The 21,222-nt window shown below is 63.5% G+C and carries 22 protein-coding genes and 1 pseudogene; 12 read left to right on the forward strand and 11 right to left on the reverse strand.

Annotation, left to right across the window (positions count from 1 at the left end):
* Positions 1-4 precede the first annotated feature (4 nt).
* Complete coding sequence (locus LOY53_RS22595) at positions 5-622, forward strand: hypothetical protein (protein ID WP_027595253.1); 618 nt, start codon at positions 5-7, stop codon at positions 620-622.
* Here the strand turns inward: LOY53_RS22595 and LOY53_RS22600 are convergent.
* Complete coding sequence (locus LOY53_RS22600) at positions 607-1,557, reverse strand: MerR family transcriptional regulator (RefSeq protein ID WP_258703305.1); 951 nt, start codon at positions 1,555-1,557, stop codon at positions 607-609. The genes LOY53_RS22595 and LOY53_RS22600 overlap by 16 nt on opposite strands.
* Before the next feature lie 218 nt (positions 1,558-1,775).
* Here LOY53_RS22600 and LOY53_RS22605 point away from each other — a divergent pair, with 218 nt between their 5' ends.
* The 4 genes from LOY53_RS22605 to LOY53_RS22620 are packed head-to-tail and all read left to right on the forward strand — an operon-like array spanning position 1,776 to position 3,755.
* Positions 1,776-2,336: an antibiotic biosynthesis monooxygenase gene (locus LOY53_RS22605; RefSeq protein WP_099455299.1), complete on the forward strand. Its 561-nt coding sequence runs from the start codon at positions 1,776-1,778 to the stop codon at positions 2,334-2,336.
* A 32-nt stretch (positions 2,337-2,368) separates the two neighbouring features.
* Positions 2,369-3,115 carry a dihydromonapterin reductase gene (folM, locus tag LOY53_RS22610; RefSeq protein ID WP_252825828.1) on the forward strand — a complete coding sequence of 249 codons (747 nt, stop codon included), beginning with the start codon at positions 2,369-2,371 and terminating at the stop codon, positions 3,113-3,115.
* A gap of 9 nt (positions 3,116-3,124) precedes the next feature.
* Positions 3,125-3,421, forward strand: a complete 297-nt coding sequence (locus LOY53_RS22615; RefSeq protein WP_252825830.1) for a DUF1244 domain-containing protein — start codon at positions 3,125-3,127, stop codon at positions 3,419-3,421.
* Positions 3,414-3,755, forward strand: a complete 342-nt coding sequence (locus LOY53_RS22620) for a HopJ type III effector protein (RefSeq protein ID WP_252825831.1) — start codon at positions 3,414-3,416, stop codon at positions 3,753-3,755. Before LOY53_RS22615 ends, LOY53_RS22620 begins: the two co-directional genes overlap by 8 nt.
* Positions 3,756-3,851: 96 nt before the next feature.
* Here the strand turns inward: LOY53_RS22620 and LOY53_RS22625 are convergent, their stop codons facing one another.
* The 3 genes from LOY53_RS22625 to LOY53_RS22635 form a co-directional block, all read right to left on the reverse strand.
* Positions 3,852-4,760, reverse strand: a complete 909-nt coding sequence (locus LOY53_RS22625; RefSeq protein WP_252825835.1) for an alpha/beta fold hydrolase — start codon at positions 4,758-4,760, stop codon at positions 3,852-3,854.
* A 181-nt stretch (positions 4,761-4,941) separates the two neighbouring features.
* On the reverse strand, positions 4,942-6,153 hold the full coding sequence (gene fabV / locus LOY53_RS22630; protein ID WP_252825838.1) for an enoyl-ACP reductase FabV: 1,212 nt from the start codon (positions 6,151-6,153) through the stop codon (positions 4,942-4,944).
* A gap of 119 nt (positions 6,154-6,272) precedes the next feature.
* On the reverse strand, positions 6,273-7,136 hold the full coding sequence (locus LOY53_RS22635) for a LysR substrate-binding domain-containing protein (protein WP_252825840.1): 864 nt from the start codon (positions 7,134-7,136) through the stop codon (positions 6,273-6,275).
* Between the two features lie 135 nt (positions 7,137-7,271).
* Here LOY53_RS22635 and LOY53_RS22640 point away from each other — a divergent pair, with 135 nt between their 5' ends.
* Genes LOY53_RS22640 through LOY53_RS22655 form a run of 4 tightly spaced genes read left to right on the forward strand, consistent with a single transcriptional unit; the run spans position 7,272 to position 11,421 of the window.
* A complete protein-coding gene (locus tag LOY53_RS22640) occupies positions 7,272-8,312 on the forward strand; it encodes an agmatine/peptidylarginine deiminase (RefSeq protein WP_252825841.1) in 1,041 nt (346 codons plus the stop codon).
* Positions 8,309-9,205: an N-carbamoylputrescine amidase gene (gene aguB, locus LOY53_RS22645; protein ID WP_027595243.1), complete on the forward strand. Its 897-nt coding sequence runs from the start codon at positions 8,309-8,311 to the stop codon at positions 9,203-9,205. Before LOY53_RS22640 ends, aguB begins: the two co-directional genes overlap by 4 nt.
* Positions 9,206-9,207: 2 nt before the next feature.
* A complete protein-coding gene (locus tag LOY53_RS22650) occupies positions 9,208-10,293 on the forward strand; it encodes an extracellular solute-binding protein (protein WP_252825843.1) in 1,086 nt (361 codons plus the stop codon).
* Between the two features lie 18 nt (positions 10,294-10,311).
* A complete protein-coding gene (locus tag LOY53_RS22655) occupies positions 10,312-11,421 on the forward strand; it encodes an agmatine/peptidylarginine deiminase (RefSeq protein ID WP_258703306.1) in 1,110 nt (369 codons plus the stop codon).
* Positions 11,422-11,443: 22 nt separating this feature from the next.
* Here the strand turns inward: LOY53_RS22655 and LOY53_RS22660 are convergent, their stop codons facing one another.
* Entirely contained in the window at positions 11,444-11,983 is a 540-nt protein-coding gene (locus LOY53_RS22660; protein WP_252825846.1) for a cytochrome b/b6 domain-containing protein, read from the reverse strand.
* On the reverse strand, positions 11,980-12,246 hold the full coding sequence (locus LOY53_RS22665; RefSeq protein ID WP_258703307.1) for a PepSY domain-containing protein: 267 nt from the start codon (positions 12,244-12,246) through the stop codon (positions 11,980-11,982). The genes LOY53_RS22660 and LOY53_RS22665 overlap by 4 nt, the downstream gene beginning before the upstream one ends.
* Positions 12,247-12,456: 210 nt before the next feature.
* Here LOY53_RS22665 and LOY53_RS22670 point away from each other — a divergent pair, with 210 nt between their 5' ends.
* On the forward strand, positions 12,457-13,635 hold the full coding sequence (locus LOY53_RS22670; RefSeq protein WP_252825850.1) for an acetyl-CoA C-acetyltransferase: 1,179 nt from the start codon (positions 12,457-12,459) through the stop codon (positions 13,633-13,635).
* A gap of 48 nt (positions 13,636-13,683) precedes the next feature.
* Here the strand turns inward: LOY53_RS22670 and LOY53_RS22675 are convergent, their stop codons facing one another.
* Positions 13,684-14,403, reverse strand: a complete 720-nt coding sequence (locus LOY53_RS22675; RefSeq protein ID WP_258703308.1) for an SDR family oxidoreductase — start codon at positions 14,401-14,403, stop codon at positions 13,684-13,686.
* Positions 14,404-14,474: 71 nt separating this feature from the next.
* Positions 14,475-15,521 (reverse strand): annotated as a pseudogene (locus LOY53_RS22680) (5-methyltetrahydropteroyltriglutamate--homocysteine S-methyltransferase); the annotation flags it as partial.
* A 341-nt stretch (positions 15,522-15,862) separates the two neighbouring features.
* Here LOY53_RS22680 and LOY53_RS22685 point away from each other — a divergent pair.
* Entirely contained in the window at positions 15,863-17,350 is a 1,488-nt protein-coding gene (locus tag LOY53_RS22685; RefSeq protein ID WP_258703309.1) for a methylenetetrahydrofolate reductase C-terminal domain-containing protein, read from the forward strand.
* On the opposite strand, the gene yjiA is transcribed toward LOY53_RS22685, so the two are convergent.
* The 3 genes from yjiA to LOY53_RS22700 form a co-directional block, all read right to left on the reverse strand.
* Complete coding sequence (gene yjiA, locus LOY53_RS22690; protein ID WP_252825855.1) at positions 17,310-18,287, reverse strand: GTPase; 978 nt, start codon at positions 18,285-18,287, stop codon at positions 17,310-17,312. The genes LOY53_RS22685 and yjiA overlap by 41 nt on opposite strands.
* Before the next feature lie 78 nt (positions 18,288-18,365).
* A complete protein-coding gene (locus LOY53_RS22695) occupies positions 18,366-18,563 on the reverse strand; it encodes a YbdD/YjiX family protein (RefSeq protein ID WP_027595234.1) in 198 nt (65 codons plus the stop codon).
* Between the two features lie 17 nt (positions 18,564-18,580).
* Positions 18,581-20,647 (reverse strand): carbon starvation CstA family protein, encoded by a 2,067-nt coding sequence (locus LOY53_RS22700; protein ID WP_012274172.1) that lies wholly within the window; start codon positions 20,645-20,647, stop codon positions 18,581-18,583.
* Positions 20,648-20,811: 164 nt separating this feature from the next.
* On the opposite strand from LOY53_RS22700, the gene LOY53_RS22705 reads away from it, so the two are divergent.
* Positions 20,812-21,174, forward strand: coding sequence for a PilZ domain-containing protein (locus LOY53_RS22705; RefSeq protein WP_099455305.1), 363 nt, complete (start codon positions 20,812-20,814; stop codon positions 21,172-21,174).
* The last annotated feature ends 48 nt before the right edge of the window (positions 21,175-21,222 follow it).

Raw genomic sequence — 21,222 nt, forward strand, 5'->3', positions numbered from 1 at the left:
GATCATGCAAGCAGATGCGCTCCTGACCCAGGACGAGCTGGATTTCATACAGAACATGCAGCATTCGCCACAGCTGAACCTGGCTGACTCGATGTCCAGCCTGCTGGTCAATGGCGACCGTCGGATCCAGACCTTGCTCACCCGTTTGGTGGCCAACGAGCAGGTCACCTTGCAGGCGCAGTTCAACAACCAGCAGATCAGCTTTCCGCTGCAACTGGTGGAAGACGAGTTCCATGCCCTGCACCTGCAGCTGGGCTCACCGGAAATCTACGAAGACGGCCCGATGCTGCGCCCATGGCGCTTGTCCATGGACCAGCCAAGCGCGTTGCTGGATACACACGATCAACCGAGCGGCCTGTGGGTTCGCGAAATTTCGTTCAAGGGCGCACTGGTCGAGATCCGCGACCTGGCGCAAGCCCCAGCGCGTTTCGAGTTGCATTTCGCACCGGCCGGCATTGCCCCCATCGAGCTTCACGGGGTGCTGCGCCGACGCATTGGCCCTGACCTTGCGGCCTACGATTTAAGCCGCAGCCCGGTCGAAGAAATCGAACGCCTGCGCGGCTATATCCTGCAAGCCCATCGTCAGGCGCACCCAGAGCTGCACAGTCAGGTATCGAGCTGACCGGCCAGAAACTGCCGCAAACGCTGCCGCATCACGCTGCTCTCTGCCCCCAGGCAAGCCACCGGGCTGCCTGCCAGGCTGTCCTGGACCAGCTCGGCCACTTCACCGGCGAGTAACAACGGGCACTCCAGGCCAACCACCAAGCGCTCGAGGCGTTTGCTCAATTCCACGGTCGGCGCCTGGTTGGAGAACATCACCAGGGCATCAGGCTTGAGCCGTTCGCAGATCAGCGTCAGCTCCTGCATGGGTTGCCCAGGCGCCAACACGCTCACCCCCACCTCGTCACTGCCCAGCAACAAGGCGGTTACCAGCAGCTCCAGTTCGTGACACGGCCCCGGCAATGGCGCCAGCAACACCGTGCGGCTGCGGGCCATGCGCGCCAGTTGAAGACGCACGAACACCCGCCCGCGCAAGAACTGATCGAGAAACAGCCAGGCGCTGGCCTGCCCAAACGCCCGCGGACCATACCCCCCCTGGCCTGCTGCGAGGTCATGCCACACCGGCATGAAGATGTCGCCGAACACTTGATCCAGGGTATGGCCAGCGAACACCTGATCGAACAAACGGTGAAGGCTCGCGCTGTCGAAGCGCTGCACCGCCTCGAGAATCTGCTGCTGCCAGGCCAGGCGCACGTCCATCAGGTCGCTGCTTTGCTGCACCTGCGCCTGGCACCGCACCAGGATGCTGCCCACCTTGCTCACCGCCACGCCGCGCTCCAGCCAGCCCAGGATGCTGCGGATATCGTCGATATCAGCCTGGGAGTACAGACGATGGCCACTGTCGGTGCGGGTTGGCTGAATAAGGCCGTAGCGACGCTCCCAAGCGCGCAAGGTGACCGGGTTCACGCCTGTCAGTCGGGAGACTTCCCGTATCGGGAACAGCTCCTGGTGTTCCAGGCCCGCATCGAATTCCGAGGTACGTCCCTGTTTGTTCATCTGCACTGGGTACCCTGTGTGCCGAAGTGGAACCTGTATGTTACTACGACAGCATAGGCCGCCGGTTAACAACCGTTTACCAGCTAACACTTGCCGAACACTGCAATATCGCGATAATTCGCGCCCGATTCTTGCATGCATGCTCGCGTCGCCCACCACCCCGGGCGACGCAGCCAAGGGGCCAGCTACCCGCCAGCCCCGTCGCCAGGAGATACACGATGTCTACCCCACCCGTCACCCTGATGGTGTCGCGCCGCGCCGCCCATGGCCGCTACCAGGACCTGCTGACCTGGCTCCATGAAGGCGAGCAACTGGCCACCGACTTCCCCGGCTACCTCGGCTCCGGCATCCTCGCGCCACCGCAAGACAGCGATGAATTCCAGATCATCTTCCGCTTCAGCGACGAACCTACCCTGCACGCTTGGGAGCACTCCGCTTCGCGCAAGGCCTGGCTGCAACGCGGCAACGGGCTGTTCGAGCGCCCCAAAGAAGCGCGTGTCAGTGGTATCGATGACTGGTTTGGCACCCATACAGTGCAAAAACCGCCGCGCTGGAAGCAGGCCGTCGCCATCTGGCTGGCTTTTTTCCCCGTGTCATTGCTGTTCAACCTGTTGTTCGGCCATTGGCTGGCAGGCCTCGACCTGGTACCCCGCGTGATGCTCAGTACCCTGGCCCTGACGCCGGTGATGGTCTACCTGTTCATCCCCCTCTCCACCCGCTTGCTGGCGGGCTGGCTGAACCCTGCCGCGCCCACCCCAGCAGCGCTGCGCAGCCGCTGAGGGCTGGTCTACAAGAGGGAAACAGTTCGGGTATGCTGGGCGGCAACGAAAGGACAGACAAGTTGACCGCCCCGAACATGAACAGCCCAATTCTCGTTACCGGAGCCAGCCAGCGCGTCGGGCTGGCCCTTGCCCTCGACCTGGCCCAGGCCGGCCATACCGTGATCAGTGCCAGCCGCAGCCTCCAGCCGCAGTCCGCACACCCCAACATCGTGCAGTTCCAGGCTGACCTGTGCCTGGCCGCCGACCGCCAGGCGCTTATCGACTACCTGCAAGGCAACTACGACGGCTTGCGCGCGATCATTCACAACGCATCGCTGTGGCTCGACGATGGCCTGGCCAACCTCGACACCATGTACCGCCTGCACGTCGAAGCGCCCTACCACCTCAACCTGGCCCTCGGCGAGATGCTCGGCAAGGCCGGCAGCGTGGGCAAGGCCGACATCATCCATATCTGCGACGAAACGTCTTCGCGGGGCAGCAAGAGCCACATCGGCTACGCCGCCACCAAAGCCGCGCTGCAGAACATGGTGCTGTCGTTCGCCGAAAAATATGCGCCCAAGGTGCACGTCAACGGTATCCTGCCTGGGCTGCTGATCCTCAAGGAAGGGGGCGATGAAGCCTACCGCCAGCAGACCTTGAAAAAGGCCCTGCTGGAATTCGAACCCGGCGCCGGCCCGCTGATCGAGACGGTCAAATACCTGCTCGAAAGCCAGTACAGTACCGGTAGCCAGGTGGTCATCAACGGTGGCCGCCACCTGAAGAATCGCATGACCTGAGAGAAGCCCATGACCCCGCAACAACAGCTCGAACTCGAAGCCGCCGCGTTCCGGCGCCTGGTCGAACACCTGCAAATACGGACCGACGTGCAGAACATCGACCTGATGAACCTGTCCGGTTTCTGCCGTAACTGCCTGTCCAAGTGGTACAAGGCCGCGGCCGACGAGCGTCAGGTCGACCTGAGCCTGGATGACGCCCGCGAAGCGGTGTACGGCATGCCCTACGCCGAGTGGAAAGCCCAACACCAGAAAGAAGCCAGCGCCGAACAACAAGCGGCGTTCGAAAAAGGAAAACCTCGTGACTGATCTGAACACCCTGCGCGCCAGCCTGGCCAGCGGCGAACACGTCTTTGCCGACACCTTGGCCTTTATCGCCGCCCACTACAGCTACCAGCCGCAGGCCTTCAACAACGGCGGCGTGGAAAACGCCGCTGGGCAGAACGAAGGCTCGTGCAAGACTCTGGGCCTGGCCCTGCTGGAAGGCTTGAGCGATGAAGAGGCCCTGCTGGCCTTTGGTGAGCATTATCGCGATGTCGTGGCCACGCCAGAGGGCAGTGACCATGGCAATATCCGGGCGCTGATCGAGCATGGCCTGGCGGGTGTGAAATTTACCGCGCAGCCGCTTTCGCGCAAGGGTTGAGATTGCTGGGGCCGCTGTGCGGCCCTTTCGCAGGCAAGCCAGCTCCTACAGGGGCAGCACAGGCCTCAGGTATTTCACAGGCCCAGTGAGGGCCAATCAGCTGATGATCTGCCCCGGCCTGGTCGGCAGCAACTCACCGCGCTGCAGCCACGCCAGCGCAATTGGCCACAAGCGCTCGCGGAAGCGGTCATGGAAAAACGCGAAATGGCCTATTTCCTCGACCGAGATATCCACAGGCGCAATGCGCAGGTGCTGACGCTCTGCCCCCTGCAAATACCCTAGCAACCGCTCTGTCGCCGCCACAGTGCCGAATGGGTCATCGGTGAGGCTGATTGCCAGCGTCGCCGCCTGGACGTGCGCAAACGGCACCCTCTCCAACCGGCGCCCGCTTGGCCGGTGCTCGTAGCGTGGCGTACGGGTAGTCCAGTCATGCACCACGCCCGCCGGGGTGTCTTCCATCCAGCCCAGGCGTTTTCCGGGGAAGTAGCCGAAGGCGCGGGTCAGCAAGGGCATCACCACATGCCATTTGCCGAACAGGCGCCAGCGCTGATCCGCCGCATAATCGCGCCAGTAGGCGAACTGTGCGCCCACCATCACGACCCGCCTGACCCGGCCAGCAGACGGCGCCAGCCCCACTGCGCAACCGCCAAAACTGTGCCCCACCACATCGATGGGCTGGCCGGGGAATGCCTGTTCGGCGAGCGTCAGCATGGCTTCGAAGTCCAACTGCCCCCAGTCGCTCCAGGACGCCTGAAAACCACGCAGTGTTGGCGGCCGAGATTCGCCGATGCCGCGGTAATCGTAGGTGAGCACATCGCAGCCCTGGGCGAACAGGTAGTCGGCAAAACGCGCGTAGTAGCGGCAACGCACCGATGTGGCGGCGTTGATGATCACCAGCGGGCGCTGGGGATTGGCCTGGGCGTGGCGCCAGCAGAAGCCGCCGAGGCTGTAGCCGTCGGCTGCGGGGTGGCGAAAGGCGGTGGCGGGTTGGGTGAGGCTGCTCATGGCGCACATCCTGTTGTTGTGCGCCAACGCTAGCAAAAAAATCGGGGGCTGTGCCGGCCTCTTCGCGGGGCAAGCCCGCTCCCACAGGTCTCCACGGCTGTTTGGCTCAGTGGATACCCTGTGGGAGCGGGCTTGCCCCGCGAAGAGGCCGGTACAGCCCCCGACTTTTTTTCAGCCTTGCTTACAGCTCAATGCAGTCGAACTGTACGTCGGTAGCCACGTCTTCGTCGTAGTTGACGTCAGCGCGCTCGAAGCCGAACAGGTTGAGGAACTGCTTCTTGTAACCGGCGTAGTCGGTCAGCTCGAACAGGTTCTCGGTGGTGACTTGCGGCCACAGCGCCTTGCAGGCGGTCTGTACGTCGTCACGCAGTTCCCAGTCGTCCAGGCGCAGGCGGCCTTTCTCGTCGACCTCAGCCGCAGCGCCATCGGCGCGGTACAGGCGATCACGGTACATGCGGTCCAGTTGGTCCTGGGTACCTTCGTGCACGCCTTTCTCCTGCATGATCTTGAAGACCATCGACAGGTACAGTGGCATCACCGGAATAGCCGAGCTGGCCTGGGTGACCACCGACTTCAGCACGGCCACATTGGCGCCGCCTTTGACTTCGCCGGCCAGTTTCTGGTCCAGACGCAGCGCGGTTTCGTCCAGGTCTTGCTTGGCCTGACCCAGCGCGCCGTGCCAGTAGATCGGCCAGGTGATGTCGCTGCCGATGTAGCTGAAGGCCACGGTGCGGGCGCCTTCGGCCAGCACGTCGGCACCGGCCAGGGCATCGATCCACAGCTGCCAGTCCTGGCCACCCATGACGGTGACGGTGTCAGCGATTTCCTGCTCGGTAGCCGGCTCGATGCTGGCCTCGATGATGGTGTCCTTGTTGGTGTCGATGGCGGTCGACTTGTACGGCTGGCCAATTGGCTTGAGCGCCGAACGGATCACTTCACCGGTCTGCGGCAGCTTACGCACCGGGGACGCCAGGGAGTAGATGACCAGGTCGACCTTGCCGCCCATTTCGTTCTTGATCAGCTCGATGACCTTGGCACGGGCTTCATCGGAGAAGGCGTCGCCGTTGATCGACTTGCTGTACAGGCCCTCGGCCTTGGCGAACTTGTCGAACGCGGCAGAGTTGTACCAGCCAGCGGTACCGGCCTTGGTCTCGGTACCTGGTTTTTCGAAGAACACGCCCAGGGTGTCGGCCTTGAAGCCGAACGCTGCGGTAATGCGCGCTGCCAGGCCGTAGCCGCTGGAAGCACCGATCACCAGGACCTTCTTCGGGCCATCCTCGCGCACGCCCAGCTTGCGGGTGGCTTCGATCTGGTCACGGACGTTGAGCTCGCAGCCCTTCGGGTGGGTCGTGGTGCAGATGAAACCGCGGACCTTAGGATGAATGATGGCCAATGTCTGTACCTCGTCAGGTTTATGCCAGGGAAGCGCCGCCACGGGCGATTCCGATTGATCAGAGGGTGAGACTACCCCCGCAGGTTATCGGACACATCTTACGGGGTGTTTGAGGGGATTCAAAACGGCGCTTGCTCCGTCAACTGGCCTTGCAACCACTGCAAAAACCGCTGCGCCAATGGATCATCCTGGCTGTCGCGGTGCACCAGGCAGGCCCACGCAGGCCCCCGCACCTGCTGTGGCGATAGCGCTTGCAAGCGCCCCTGCGCCACCGCCCGCCGGGCCAGCAACTGGCTGACCAGCGCGATACCCAGCCCTTCACAGGCGGCATCCAACAGCAACCCCGGGTCGGAGAAGTTAAGCCCCTTGCCCTGCTGGCCCACGTCTTCACCGCCCTCCAGTTGCCAATGGCTCCAGTCCATTTCCCGCTCACCGTGCAAGGTAGTGCGTGCCGTCGAAGCCACCAGAGAAGGGTGGCAGGCCGGGTACAACGTGTCCTGGTGCAACACGCTGAAACTGCATTCGGCCTGGGCGCTCAGGTCGTCGCGAATGGCAAGGTCGATCGTCTCGGTCGCCATGTCCGGCACCTCGAAACTGGTGAACAGCCACAGGTCGACCTCCGGGCAGCGCTGATGGAAGTCGGCCAGCCGCGGCAGCAGCCAGTGCCGGGCAAAGGCCGGGCTGGTGTTGACCACCAGCTGATTGGGCTTGCGGTACTGCTCGAGGCGGCGGATGCCCACGGCCAGGTGCTGCAGCAGCGACTGGGTGGTACTGAGCAGATCGTGCCCAGCATCGGTCAGGCTCACACTGCGGCCGCTGCGATGGAACAAGGGTTGTTCCAGGTAGGTTTCCAGGCTGCGGATTTGCTGGCTGATCGCCGATTGAGTGAGGTTGAGGGCCTCGGCAGCCTTGTGGAAGCTGCCAAGCCGCGCAGCGGCCTCGAAGCCCCTGAGGGCATTGAGGGGTGGCCAGTGCTTGAGCATGATCGATAAGCCTTGCTAATCAGTTGTGCGCTAAATGTATCGTTTGTCGCTGAACGTTCCTAGCCATAGCATGGCAACCAACACCCGCGACGGCGGGCTTCGTTGATAAAAATCCTTAATAGATCGGAGTTCTCTATGGACCTGTCCCTCGACAGCGGCTGGCGCATGCCCGCCGAATGGGCCCGCCACGCAGCCACCTGGATGATCTGGCCACACAACCAAGCGCTGTGGGAAAGCGGCTGGCACGTACGCCTGGCCGATGTGCAGCAGGATTACGCCCGTGTGGCCGCCGCCATCGCCCGCTTCGAACCGGTGAAAATGGTGGTCGACCCGTCTGCAGTGGAAGGCGCCCGCGCCCTGTGCGGCGCCAACATCGAGCTGATCGAGCTGACCGTCGACGACAGCTGGTGCCGTGACAGCGGCCCAAGCTTCATCTGCCATCCGCAGCACGGCCTGGCCGGCCTGAGCTGGCGCTTCAACGCCTGGGGCGGCAAGTCGCAACACGGCCGCGACCGCAGCCTGGGCCGGCGCATGCTCGATCACCTGGGGCTGGGTGGCTTTAGCACTGCACTGTGCAATGAAGGCGGTGCCATTCATGTGGACGGCGAAGGCACCCTGATCACCACCGAATCGGTGCTGCTGAACCCCAACCGCAACCCCGGCATCAGCAAGGCCGAATTCGAAGCCTGCTTTGCCCGCTACCTGGGCATTCGCAAAACCATCTGGCTGCCTGGCGACCCGCAGTACGTCACCGGTGACATGACCGACGGCCATGTCGACGGCGTGTGCGCCTTCGCTCGCCCCGGCGTGTTGCTGGTCGACGCTACGCGCGAGCAACGCTCGGTGTATGCCGAAGTGGCACGGGAAAACCGCCGCGCCCTGGCGCTTGCCACCGACGCGCAAGGCCGGCCTTTCGAGTTGCTCGACCTTTACGAAGCCAGCGCTGCGGTCGACCAGGACGCTGAAGTGTTCTGCGCGTCCTACACCAATTTCTACATTGCCAACGGCGCAATCATCATGCCGGCCTACGGCATCCCTGCCGACCAGGAGGCTGCCGCGCAACTGGCCGTTGCCTTCCCCGGCCGCGAGATCGTACCGGTACGCATCGACCACATCGCCCACGGCGGCGGCGGCATCCACTGCATCACCCAGCAGCAACCCGAGGTGCGACCATGAGCCTGCTGCGCATCGCCACCACCCAGATGCCATGCACCTGGGACCTGCCCGCCAACCTCGACCGCGCCGAACAGCTGGTGCGCCAGGCCGCTGCCAAAGGCGCCCAGGTGATTCTGCTGCAGGAGCTGTTCGCCACCCCGTACTTCTGCATCGAGCAGGACCACCGGCACCTGGCATTGGCCCAGCCCTACCCCGACAGCCCGATCCTGCAGCGCTTCGCCGCGCTGGCCAGAGAGCTGGGCGTGGTGCTGCCATTGAGTTGGTACGAACGGGCCGGCAATGCCTTTTTCAACGCGCTGACCGTGGCCGATGCCGACGGCCGCCTGCTCGGGGTTTACCGCAAGACGCATATTCCCAATGCCATCGGCTATCAGGAGAAAGAGTACTTCAGCCCTGGCGATACGGGCTTCAAGGTCTGGGATACCGCCTTCGGCCGGCTGGGCATCGGCATCTGCTGGGACCAGTGGTTCCCCGAAACGGCCCGTTGCCTGGCCCTGTTGGGCGCCGAAGTGCTGCTGTTCCCCACCGCCATCGGCTCCGAGCCCGGCGCCGCCGAGCTGGACTCGCGCGATCATTGGCAAATCGCCATGCGCGGGCATGCCGCCGCCAACCTGCTGCCGGTGGTCGCGGCCAACCGCGTGGGCCGGGAGGTGGCCGGCAGCGATGACACCCTGGCGATGCAATTTTATGGCTCATCGTTTATCTGCGACCACAAGGGCGCATTGCTCGCCGAAGCCGACCGCGACAGCAGCGGTATCTGGCTGCACGACCTGGACCTTGGGCGCATGCGCGAAGACCGCCTGACCTGGGGCATCTACCGCGACCGCCGCCCTGACATGTACGCGCCGTTGCTGACCCTGGACGGCCACCACACCCATGTCACGAGGGCCTGAACATGAAGCTGCTACCGCTGGCTGCACTTGCCCTGGCGCTCTGCGCCAGCCACGCCCAGGCTGAACAACCGACCCTGCGCCTGTACAACTGGGCCGATTATTTTGCCGAGGACACCCTCAAGCAATTCACCGCCGAAACAGGCATTCAGGTGATCTACGACGTCATGGACGGCAGCGAGGTGCTCGAAGCCAAGCTGATGTCCGGGCGCAGCGGTTATGACCTGGTGTTCCCCGGCGACACCGTGGCCGAGCGGCTGATGCGCGCCGGCAGCCTGCAGCCGCTCGACCCCAGCCGCCTCAAGGCCCTGGATGACATCGAGCCCGGCCTGCGCACGCTGCATGCCCGCTATCCCAAGGCCAGCCAGGCGACAGTGCCCTACACCTGGGGCACCATCGGCCTGACGGTGAATGCCGACAAGGTCCGCCAGCGCCTGCCGGATGCGCCGCTGGACGACCTCGACCTGTTGCTGAAACCGGAGCTGGCGGCCAAGTTCGCCGACTGCGGCATCTCGATCATCGACTCGCCAGACGAAGTGCTTGCCGTGGTCCTCAACTACCTGGGCCGGGAGCCGCGCAGCGCCAAACGCGAAGACCTGGCTGCCGCCAGCGAGTTGCTCAAGGCCATCCGTCCCTATGTGCGCAAATTCCAGTCGCAACCGGTGACCGAGCTGGTCAACGAAAACCTGTGCCTGTCACTGGGCTACAGCGGCGATGTGATCCAGGCCCAGCGCACGGCTGAGGCCGCGGGCAAGGCGATCGACTTCCAATACCGCGTGCCGCGCCAAGGCACCACGGTATGGATGGACACCATGGCCATCCCCGCCGATGCCAAACACCCGGAATACGCCTATCGTTTCATCAACTTCGTCATGCGCCCGGCGAACATGGCGGCCATCAGCAACTTTACCGGCTACCCCACGGCCAGTGCCAAGGCGCGCCAGGCTGTCGAGCCACGCATGCGCGACAACCCCGACATCTACCTCGACGAAGCCACCTATGCCCGGCTGATACCCGGCCGGGACATTCCCCAGGCCGACATGCGTGCGCGCATGCGGGTGTGGACACGCTTCAAGACTGCACAGGACTAAACCATGCCACGTGGTGCCATGCCAAACCGTAGAACCTTCCTGCAACTGTCGCTGGCCGCAGGGCTGGGGGCCAGCCTCGGCCTGCCGCTGGGCCTGGCCCGCGCCGAGGCGCCGGAGCGCTGGTTCATGCCTGATGAGGGCGAGCCGCAGCAACGCGCCTTTATCGCCTTCGGCGCCCAGCCGGCGATCTGGGAAGACTTCACCTCCGACGTCCAGGCCGCTTTGGGCCGCATCGCCCAGGCCATTACACGCTACCAGCCGCTGACGGTGTTTTGCCGCCCTAGCGAACTGGCGCTGGCCAAGCAACACTGCGCCAGCCCCCACACCCAATTCGTGACCTGCGAGCTGGATGACATCTGGATGCGCGATATCGGCGCCAACTTCGTTGTCGACGATGACGGTGCTTTGGCCGCGGTCGATTTCAACTTCAACGGTTGGGGCAACAAGCAGCGCCACCGCAACGATGCCCTGCTGGCCAAACGCGTCGCCACGCTAGCCACGGCCCACTACCAGCGCAGTGAACTGGTGGGTGAAGGTGGCGCCATCGAGGTCGATGGCCATGGCACCGGGATCATGACCGAAAGCAGTTGGGTAAACACCAACCGCAACCCCGGCTGGAGCAAAGCCGAGGTGGAAGCCGAGCTCAAGGCGCGCCTGGGGTTGAGCACGATCATCTGGTTGCCGGGTATCGCCGGTGAGGACATCACCGATGGCCATGTGGATTTTTATGCGCGCTTCGTACGGCCAGGCGTGGTGATCGCCAACCTGGACAACGACCCTGAGTCTTACGACCATGCCGTGACCCGCAAGCACCTGGAGATTCTCAAACAGGCCACTGATGCCGAGGGCCGCCGACTGCAAGTCCACGTGGTCTCGCCGCCGATGCGCGGCCGGCGCAACAGGTTCAGCAAGGGCAACCCGGACTTTGCGGCAGGCTATATCAACTACTTCGTCATCAACGGCGCGGTCATTGCGCCGCAGTTCGGTGATGCCCAGGCCGACGAGAAAGCGCGGGCGCTGCTGGCGTCGCTCTACCCGGACCGGGACATTGTGCAGTTGGACATCGACGCCATCGCGGCAGGGGGTGGCGGCATCCATTGCGTGAGCCACCAGTGCCCGGCGGTGTAGGTGCTCGCGCAGCGCCAAGCACTCACTGATCGTCCGGCAATCGACGCCTGCCGGTCAGCATCGACAAGGGCAGATTCTCGCGCAGGCGCAGGCTCTCGACGATCGCCGCCAGCACGTGCACGCAGACTAATGCCAGCACCGCGTCGGCCAGGAAGCTGTGCAGGCTCATCGGCCAGTCGGCGCCCCACAGGGCGTCGACCTCCTGCGACGCCCACCCGGTCAGGCCCAGGCCCGCGATCCCGGTCAGCATCAACAGCATCACCAGGGCGCCAATCGGCGAATGCCCCAGGCGATGGTAAGGCTGCCCGCGTACCAGCGCCCGGGTGTGGGCGGCCAGGCGCGTGGGGGTCGGCCAAAAGTCGGCCCAACGCGCGCTTTGCGGCCCGACAAAGCCCCAGACCAGGCGCAACAACACGCACGCCAGCCCGTAGTAGCCCAGCCACTGGTGCCAGTCGTCGCCCTCTTCATTGAAAAAATAATCCGCGAAAAACACCGTGGCCAACGACAGGTGGCACAGCCGCAGGAGGGGGTCCCACAGCTGCACCGTGGCATCAGCCTTCAATCTTCGTACTCGGTCTTGACTGCCTTGCCGCTGACCGGGTCATGGTAGATCTCGACCTTGCGGCCATCCTTGTCGAAACCGTAGATTTCGTAGCAGTTGCCTTTGGTGACCTTGAACTTATTGATCTTGTAGCCCTGTTCCTTGAGCTGGGCCTGGAATTTTTCCGGGTCTTGCCACGTGCTTTTATCTGCTGTGGTGCATTGGGTGGCGGCGAATGCTGTGCTGCTGCCGATCAGGAGGGTGAGAGTAATCAGGATGCGCATGGACATGAGCTCCGTTACGTTGAGTGAAACAGCACGACATCCAGCTTAGACCCAGGGCCAGCGGCTTGCATAAGCGCAAGCGTGCCAGCGTCATTCATTTGTTTTCCAGATCAATCCAAAAGAAAAACAAACTTAACAAATCAACCAAACCCACCGATGCTGAAGGCATCCTGCCCTCGCGGCGCTCACCCTTGCACGGAGAACAACAACATGAACGACGTGGTCATCGTCGCCGCCACCCGTACCGCCATCGGCAGCTTCCAGGGCGCCTTGGCAACAGTGCCCGCCGTCGACCTCGGCGCCGCCGTGATCAAGCGCCTGCTGGAACAGACACAACTGGACCCAGCCCAGGTCGACGAGGTCATCCTCGGCCAGGTGCTTACCGCCGGCGCTGGGCAGAACCCGGCCCGCCAGGCCGCGATCAAGGCCGGGCTGCCCTTCAGCGTGCCCGCGCTGACGCTCAACAAGGTTTGCGGCTCGGGCCTCAAGGCCCTGCACCTGGCGGCCCAGGCCATCCGCTGCGGCGACGCCGAGGTGGTGATTGCCGGCGGCCAGGAAAACATGAGCCTGGCCCCCTACGTCATGCCTTCGGCGCGCACGGGCCAGCGCATGGGCCACGGCCAACTGATCGACAGCATGATTACCGACGGCCTGTGGGATGCCTTCAACGACTACCACATGGGCATTACCGCCGAGAACCTTGTGGATAAGTACGGCCTCAGCCGCGAGCAGCAAGACGCCTTCGCCGCCGAGTCCCAGCGCAAGGCCGTGGCTGCGATCGAGGCGGGCCGTTTCAAGGACGAGATCACCCCCATCGTGCTGCCGCAGAAAAAGGGTGAGCCCAAGGTCTTCGAACGCGACGAACAGCCGCGCGCGGACACCACTGCCGAATCGCTGAGCAAGTTACGCGCAGCCTTCAAAAAGGACGGCAGCGTCACGGCTGGCAATGCTTCCAGCCTCAATGACGGCGCCGCCGCCGTGCTGCTGATGAGCGCCACCAAGGCCAAGGCCCTGGGCCTGCCGGTGCTGGCCAAGATCGCGGCCTATGCCAGTGCTGGCGTAGACCCGGCGATCATGGGCATCGGCCCGGTCTCAGCCACCCAGCGCTGCCTGGACAAAGCAGGCTGGCAGCTGGCGGACCTGGACCTGATCGAAGCCAACGAGGCCTTTGCCGCTCAGGCGCTGGCGGTGGGCAAAGCACTGGAATGGGATGCCGCGCGGGTGAACGTGAATGGTGGGGCGATTGCGCTGGGCCACCCGATTGGCGCATCGGGGTGCCGGGTGCTGGTGACCTTGCTGCACGAGATGATCAAGCGTGATGTGAAGAAAGGGCTGGCCACGTTGTGCATTGGCGGTGGCCAGGGTGTGGCGTTGGCGATCGAGCGCTGATCAGTCATTGATGCCAGCAGGCCCCGCGAAGAGGCCGGGCCTGCTTACTCAGAACCGCTCATCGGCAATGGCCGGCAAGGTCAACTCGCGCACATAACTTGCCGCCGACAGCTCTAGCATCGTCCGCACCATCAGTACCACATCGTGCAGCGGAATCAACCCGCCCTCCCCCCGCGCCGCAGCGTCGGCAACTGGCACATTCAGGCCATCTTCGGTGTTCAGGTATCCCAGGTTCAGGCACGTCACGCCCAGGCGCTGTTCGCGATACCCCTCACGCAAAGCCTCGGCAATCCCGCGCAGGGCGAACTTGGACGCAGCAAACGTCACTTCAGGGCGCCCGCTCTGCGGCAGGCCTGAAGTGGAACCGGTAAGGATGATCCGTGGCTTCTCGCTTTCCAGCAGCATCGGCAGCAAGCGCTTGATCAGCAGGATAGTGGCCGTGATGTTGCAGTCGACCATGTGTTGCAGCTCTGGGTCGTGGTCGTCCAGGAAGCTGTAGTGTTCTGAAAACGCCTCGGCCTCCCACAGCCCGAGGTTGTAGATGAGGGTATCCACGCCTCCCTCGGCCAGCGCCTGGGCAACGGCCTCGACGGCGGCAGCCGGCTGACCGAGGTCGGCCGCAATCCACTGCACCTCGACCCCCTTGCCGGCCACCACCCCTTCGGGGCGCGAGCGGGACACACCGATCAGCGTATCGCCCGGCTTGCCCAACCCTTCCATGAAGGCCTTGCCTAGCCCCTTGCTGGCGCCGACTACCAGAACTCTCATCGCATCACTCCCTGTCGAGTACGTTTCGAGCCGGCATTATAAGCACCTCGTCAAACGGCAGGGATGCGTTAGGCAGCCGCCACGTCGAAAGCCTCTGGCGCTTTGACCGCGTTGGCAAGCACGGCCACTTGTTGGCATTTCTGCACGGCCAGGTCCACCGAGCTGTGCAGCAGCGAGCAGCACGGCGCGACCCACAAGCGGTCACCCAGGCGTTCGGCGGCGTGCTGCAGGACGGTAACGGCTCTTTCCAGGTCGCCGGCCTTGTCGTCATAGCCGTTGACCAAGCCCAGCGACACGATCTTGTAGGCGGGCAGGCGGTCGAGGATGGTGGGGTATTGGTCCGGGGCACGCACCAGGTCGATGTGCAGGCCATCGACTGGCAGGTTGGCCGCCAGGCCGAGGTTTTCTTCCAGGCCACCGAAGTAGGTGGCGATCAGTTTCTTCAGCGGTGCGCGCTGCAGAATGTTGTAGACGCGCTCGTAGGCGTTTTTCCAGTCCTGCGGCAGGTCGAGCACCAGGATCGGCTCGTCGATCTGTACCCACTCGACGCCCTGCGCGGCCAGGCGATTGAAGATTTCGTCGTACAGCGGCAGCAGGCGATCGACCAGCTCCAGCTTGTCGAAGTCGGCGCCTTGCGTGGTGCCTAGCCACAGGTAGGTCAGCGGGCCGATCACCACGGGCTTGACCGCGTGGCCCAGGGCCTTGGCTTCTGCAACCTCTTCGAACAGCTGCTCCCAGCTCAGGGCGAACTGCTGATCGGCGCTGAGCTCAGGTGCCAGGTAGTGAGCGTGTGTGTCGAACCACTGGGTCATTTCCTGGCCACGTGCCATGGCGAACAGGGTTTGCAGGGTTGGCTTGGCACCGTCGTGGCTGCGCAAACGCTCGGGCACAACGCCGAAGGTCAACGAGTGGGTGAGCACCTGGTCGCACCAGGCGAAGTCGCCCACGGGCAGCAGGTCGATACCTGCGTCTTTCTGTTCCTGCCAGTGGGTGGCACGCAGATCACGGCCTACCGCGCGCAGCCCGGCTTCGTCGAGCTCACCGTTGCAGAAGGCTTCCTGGGCTTTTTCGAGTTCGCGGCCGGTGCGCGGGAAACCCAGGGTGTGTGCCAGTGCCATGTCTTGTCCCTCAGAACGCATAAATGAATGAGGGAAATTTTCCCGGCATCGAGTCTTTGAGACAAACTCATTTAATTTGAGATGAAATCAAGATTTACTCATGTTCACGCGAGGTCTGTAGGAGCAGCCTTGTGCTGCGAAGAGGCCCTTACGGCTAATACATCTCTACCCGGCATACGGGCCTCTTCGCAGCGCAAGGCTGCTCCTACACAGAAGCCCGCGAAAACACCGGAGCAGAGCGTGAGGATGTCTTGTTCAGAGCAGCGCCCTACGCATGCGGACATGACCCTCTCGACCATTTGCCGCACAATGCCACCCTGCCCCAATTCGGTGCCCGATCCATGAGCCTGCTGAAAACGGCGCTGCACGAAAAAACCTTCGTCTGCGTCATGGAGTTCGTCCCCAAGCCGTCGTCGGAACGCTTCGCCGCCATGCAAGCGATCATGGCCCGCGGGCACCTGTGTGGCTGGCCGATGACGGTGGCCATCGGTGATCGCGTTGGCAGCCCGCTGGACATGTCGCCCCTCGACGCCCTGGCCAGCTTCAGCTCGCCGGTGCCGGCCTTGCCGCACTTCTCGGGCAAGGACCGCGAACGCCACCACTTGCTCGCGCAACTGCAACGCATGGACGCCGATGGGCTGGACCAGTTACTGCTGCTCACCGGCGACCGCCTGCCCGGCCACCAACCTGGGCAGCGCCCGGTGCGCTACCTGGAATCGGTGGCCGCCCTGCAGATCGCGCGCCAAGCCTGCCCGCACTGGCTGCTGGGTGCCGCGCTCAACCCGTTCAAGTACTGCGAGGAAGAAGGTGGGGCGCAATACTTCAAAGCCGAGAAAAAACTCGCCGCCGGGGCCGATTTTCTGACCCTGCAACTGGGCTTTGATGCCAGCAAGCATCAGGAAGCCCAGGCGTGGATGAACCGTCAGCCCAACCCGAAACCTTTGCTGGCGTGCCTGATGAGCCTTACCCACGGGCGCGCCGCCATGCTCGATCACGTGGCCGGGGTGACAGTCACCCCGTCCATGCGCGACATGCTCGAAGCCGAGGCCGCCGTGTCCAAGGCTCACGCTCAGGCGCGCAGCGTCGACCGCCTGGCCCTGCAGGTCATCGGTGTGAAGTTGATGGGCTACGGCGGCGTGCACCTGTCGGGCATTCACGAACTCAAGCAGTTATTGGCCCTGGAACAACGTCTCGAACATTGGCAAGCGCAGCTCCATTCGCTGGCGCAGTGGGCGCCCGCCTGGGCTGCCAGCTGGCAAGTGCCCGGCCTTCCCGCCGTAGTTTTCCACCCCCCAGCAGCAAGCTGGCGCCAAGGCGAGTCGAAGGTCAGCGCGTCGAGCACAGAAAAAGCGCGCTACCACCTGCTGCACACCTTCCATGCCCTGCTGTTCAGCCGCAACAATTGGTTGAGCAAGGCATTCGGCTGGGCCGTTCGCCAACCGCTGTGGGCCTCGGCCTCGGGCGCCCGCGTGCTGCACGGGGTGGAACGTGCGGTGAAACGCCCGTTGCTGGGCTGCGACACCTGCGGCCGCTGCCGCCTCGAAGACACCCTCTACATCTGCCCAGAAACCTGCCCCAAAGGTTTGGCCAACGGCCCCTGCGGCGGCACCTCGCTGAACCGCTGCGAATTCGGCGACCGCGAGTGCATCCACAGCGTCAAATACCGCACCGCCAAGGCCGTGCGGCAGACTGCCGTGCTGACTGAGCGCCTGATCCCGTGCATCGACGTGCAAACCCGCCACCGCAGTTCATGGCCAGCCTGGTTTGCGGCTCAGGCACCTCAGCGGCTCAAGGCTTGCTCAAAGCCTCGAACCCAGCCCGAATCGTAGCCTCGGGCAGTTCGTCGGCAATGAACACCATCACGCTTTCGCGTGCCTCGCCTGCTGCCCACTCGGCATCCCAGTCGAAGCCGTATAGTTTCAGCACGCCCTGAAACACCAGGCGACGGTCTTCGCCGGCAATGTTCAGCACGCCCTTGTAACGCAGCAACTGCTTGCCATGGGTTTCCAGCAGTTCGTTCATGAAGTCGCTGAGCCGATCGATGTCCAGCGGGGTGTCGGTGCGCAGCACCAGGGTGGAGATGCGGTCCGGGGTGGCCGGTTTGAGCACGGGGCGCAGGGTGGGTTTTAGGCTGACACCCAAGTCGGTATTGAGGTTGAAACCGCGCACATCGAGCAGCTCGGCTAAATCGATGCGCCCGTGCTCGACCACACGCACAGCGGCACGGCCGTTGATGCGCGACAGCCGCTCACGCAGGGCCTCCACCGCCGCCGGCTCGACCAGGTCAGTCTTGCTCAGCAACAGGCGGTCGGCAAAACCGACCTGGGCCTGGGCGATGGCCTGGGTCAGGTGCAACTCGGCATGGGCAGCATCGACCAGGGTGATGATGCCGTCGAGGATGTAGCGATCACGCAGGTCCTCGTCGATGAAAAAGGTCTGCGCCACCGGTGCCGGGTCGGCAAGGCCGGTGCACTCGATGACCAGGCGGTCGAAGGCGATCTCGCCAGCGTCCAGGCGTTCCAGCAGCAGGTACAAGGCTCGGGTCAGGTCGCCATGGATGCTGCAGCACACGCAGCCGTTGGCCAGGGTCATGACTTGCACCGGCTCGTCACCCAGCAGTTGGCTGTCGATACCGGCCTCGCTGAACTCGTTTTCGATCACGGCGATCTTCAGGCCGTGCTCGGCCTTGAGCATGTGTTTGAGCAAGGTGGTCTTGCCGGCACCCAGAAAGCCGGTCAGTACAGTGACGGGGATAGGCGTTTGCACGCAAAGTACTCCTGAAGCTGAAAATGACTGTGGGAGCCCGGTTGCCCGGGCTCCCACAGGTTTACAGGTGTTGCAGGCTCAACAGCACTTGGGCCCGGACTTGCCACCGTAGCGCGCTTCCTGGCGTTCGCGGAAGAACGCCTCGTAGCTCATCACCGGTTTGTCCGGGTGCTTGTTCTGCATGTGTTCGACATAGTTGTCGTAGTCGGGCATGCCGACCATCAGGCGGGCTGCCTGCCCCAGGTACTTACCCAGTCGACCCAGGTCGTTGAACATAGCTGCAGTCCTCTCGTTTACGCGTCAGGCAGCGCCTGGAACGGGGTTTCCTTGTCGGTGCGTTCCTTGCGGCCGAGGGCGGCGTAGCCGACCTTGATGGCGAAGAACAGGATGCTGAAGACCACCAGCAGGAACAGAATCGTCAGGCCCGCGTTAGTGTAGGCGTTGAAGATCACGTGCTGCATCTGGCCGATGTCCTTGGCCGGAGCCAGTACTTGGCCAGCGTCCAGGGCGGTGCTGTACTTCTTGGCCAGAGCCAGGAAGCCCACGGCCGGGTTCGGGTCGAACAGCTTGATCAGGCCCGCGGCGGTGGTGCAAATCAGCAGCCACACGGCCGGCAGCAGGGTCACCCAGATGTAGCGTTGGCGCTTCATCTTGATCAGCACCACGGTACCTAGCATCAAGGCGATACCGGCCAGCATCTGGTTGGAGATGCCGAACAGCGGCCACAAGGTGTTGATGCCACCCAGCGGGTCGATCACGCCTTGGTACAGCAAGTAGCCCCAGAGTGCCACGCAACCGGCGGTGGCGAGCAGGTTAGCGCCCCACGATTCGGTGCGTTTCAAGGCTGGCACGAAGCTGCCCAGCAGGTCTTGCAGCATGAAGCGGCCGGCACGGGTACCGGCGTCCACGGCAGTCAGGATGAACAACGCTTCGAACAGGATCGCGAAGTGGTACCAGAAGGCCATGGTGTTTTCACCCGGCAGCACCTGGTGAAGGATCTGCGCGATACCCACCGCCAAGGTTGGCGCACCACCGGCACGGGCCAGGATGGTGTGCTCGCCGATGTCGCGGGCGACCGCTTCGAGCTGCTCAGGGGTGATCAGGAAGCCCCAACTGCTGACCGTCTGCGCCACCGACGCCACATCGGCGCCGACCACGGCGGCCGGGCTGTTCATGGCGAAGTACACGCCCGGCTCGATCACCGAGGCGGCAACCATGGCCATGATGGCGACGAACGATTCCATCAGCATGCCGCCGTAGCCGATGTAACGGGCGTTGGTTTCGTTGTCCAGCAGCTTGGGCGTGGTGCCCGAAGAGATCAGCGCATGGAAGCCCGATACCGCACCACACGCAATGGTGATGAACAGGAACGGGAACAGGGTGCCCTTCCAGACCGGGCCGGTACCGTCGGTGAACTGGGTCAGGGCTGGCATTTTCAGCTCAGGCGCGATGATCAGGATACCGATGGCCAGGCCCACGATGGTGCCGATCTTGAGGAAGGTCGACAGGTAGTCACGCGGTGCCAATACCAGCCAGACCGGCAGTACGGCAGCGACGAAGCCATAACCCACCAGCATCCAGGTGATCTGCACGCCGGTGAAGGTGAACGCCGGGCCCCAGACCGGGTCTGCTGCGATCACGCCGCCGAGCCAGATTGACGCCAGCAGCAGCACCACGCCGACCACCGAGATCTCGCCAATGCGGCCCGGGCGGATGTAGCGCATGTAGATGCCCATGAACATCGCGATCGGGATGGTCGCCATCACCGTGAACATGCCCCATGGGCTCTCGGCCAGGGCCTTGACCACGATCAGCGCCAGCACCGCGAGGATGATGATCATGATCAGGAAGCAGCCGAACAAGGCGATGGTGCCCGGGATGCGGCCCATCTCCTCGCGCACCATGTCGCCCAGCGAGCGACCATTGCGGCGGGTGGACATGAACAGGACCATGAAGTCCTGCACCGCACCGGCCAGCACCACGCCGGCGATCAGCCAGAGTGTGCCGGGCAGGTAGCCCATCTGCGCGGCGAGTACCGGGCCGACCAGCGGGCCGGCGCCAGCGATGGCGGCGAAGTGGTGGCCGAACAGGATGTGTTTGTTGGTCGGGACGTAGTCCAGGCCATCGTTGTTGAGCACCGCCGGCGTGGCGCGGCGAGGGTCGAGTTGCATCACCTTGGTGGCGATGAACAGGCTGTAGTAGCGATAGGCGACCAAGTAGATGGCCACTGCCGCGACCACGATCCACAAGGCGTTGATCGCCTCACCGCGACGCAGGGCAACCACACCCAGCGCGCAGGCCCCTATGACTGCCAGCGCCAGCCACGGAATATGGCGTAGCAGGCTATTATTGTTGTTCATGGTTTGCTTCCAGCTAGTGGATTGGAAAGACCGCCTATCGAGTCTAGGGCGAGTCATCGCGCATTGCCACACTTGCTTTGGTCTAGAGCCTCTGCGGCCAGATTGCGGTACCTGATGTACCTACCATACTCACTATAGTCAGGTTGTCACCCGGAGAGTCCCCCATGAGCGATCACGACGAACGCCGCCGTTTTCAACGCATCGAATTCGATGCAACGACCGAATTGCGCCAAGGCCTGCAGCGCTGGCCGACGAAGTTGCTGGACGTTTCACTCAAAGGCCTGCTGGTTGAACGGCCGGCGAACTGGGAAGCGGACTTGACCCAGGACTTCGAGGCGATCATCCACCTCGACCCTTCCACGCGGGTAGAGATGCAAGTGGAACTGCGCCACGAAGAACCCTCCCGGCTGGGCTTCGTTTGCCTCTACATCGACATCGATTCGATGACCCATTTGCACCGTCTTGTGGAATTGAACGTGGCCGACAGCACCGAAATGATGCGTGAGCTGCGTGAACTCATCGAATAATGGGATCTTTTAGCTAGCTAACATCCTCCCCACCCCGTGTTTCCTGTC

The organism is Pseudomonas sp. B21-031 (assembly GCF_024748985.1).
Lineage (GTDB): Bacteria > Pseudomonadota > Gammaproteobacteria > Pseudomonadales > Pseudomonadaceae > Aquipseudomonas > Aquipseudomonas kermanshahensis.

Bases quoted from the DNA above. Each gene is read 5' to 3' on its own strand.
- LOY53_RS22615 (WP_252825830.1), top strand. From the start codon at position 3,125: ATGACCCCGCAACAACAGCTCGAACTCGAAGCCGCCGCGTTCCGGCGC.
- LOY53_RS22655 (WP_258703306.1), top strand. From the start codon at position 10,312: ATGCCAAACCGTAGAACCTTCCTGCAACTGTCGCTGGCCGCAGGGCTG.
- LOY53_RS22605 (WP_099455299.1), top strand. From the start codon at position 1,776: ATGTCTACCCCACCCGTCACCCTGATGGTGTCGCGCCGCGCCGCCCAT.
- LOY53_RS22675 (WP_258703308.1), bottom strand. From the start codon at position 14,403: ATGAGAGTTCTGGTAGTCGGCGCCAGCAAGGGGCTAGGCAAGGCCTTC.
- LOY53_RS22665 (WP_258703307.1), bottom strand. From the start codon at position 12,246: ATGCGCATCCTGATTACTCTCACCCTCCTGATCGGCAGCAGCACAGCA.
- LOY53_RS22635 (WP_252825840.1), bottom strand. From the start codon at position 7,136: ATGCTCAAGCACTGGCCACCCCTCAATGCCCTCAGGGGCTTCGAGGCC.
- LOY53_RS22695 (WP_027595234.1), bottom strand. From the start codon at position 18,563: ATGTTCAACGACCTGGGTCGACTGGGTAAGTACCTGGGGCAGGCAGCC.
- LOY53_RS22600 (WP_258703305.1), bottom strand. From the start codon at position 1,557: ATGAACAAACAGGGACGTACCTCGGAATTCGATGCGGGCCTGGAACAC.
- folM (WP_252825828.1), top strand. From the start codon at position 2,369: ATGCTGGGCGGCAACGAAAGGACAGACAAGTTGACCGCCCCGAACATG.
- LOY53_RS22685 (WP_258703309.1), top strand. From the start codon at position 15,863: ATGAGCCTGCTGAAAACGGCGCTGCACGAAAAAACCTTCGTCTGCGTC.
- LOY53_RS22640 (WP_252825841.1), top strand. From the start codon at position 7,272: ATGGACCTGTCCCTCGACAGCGGCTGGCGCATGCCCGCCGAATGGGCC.
- LOY53_RS22650 (WP_252825843.1), top strand. From the start codon at position 9,208: ATGAAGCTGCTACCGCTGGCTGCACTTGCCCTGGCGCTCTGCGCCAGC.
- aguB (WP_027595243.1), top strand. From the start codon at position 8,309: ATGAGCCTGCTGCGCATCGCCACCACCCAGATGCCATGCACCTGGGAC.
- LOY53_RS22670 (WP_252825850.1), top strand. From the start codon at position 12,457: ATGAACGACGTGGTCATCGTCGCCGCCACCCGTACCGCCATCGGCAGC.
- LOY53_RS22595 (WP_027595253.1), top strand. From the start codon at position 5: ATGCAAGCAGATGCGCTCCTGACCCAGGACGAGCTGGATTTCATACAG.
- LOY53_RS22625 (WP_252825835.1), bottom strand. From the start codon at position 4,760: ATGAGCAGCCTCACCCAACCCGCCACCGCCTTTCGCCACCCCGCAGCC.
- LOY53_RS22705 (WP_099455305.1), top strand. From the start codon at position 20,812: ATGAGCGATCACGACGAACGCCGCCGTTTTCAACGCATCGAATTCGAT.
- LOY53_RS22700 (WP_012274172.1), bottom strand. From the start codon at position 20,647: ATGAACAACAATAATAGCCTGCTACGCCATATTCCGTGGCTGGCGCTG.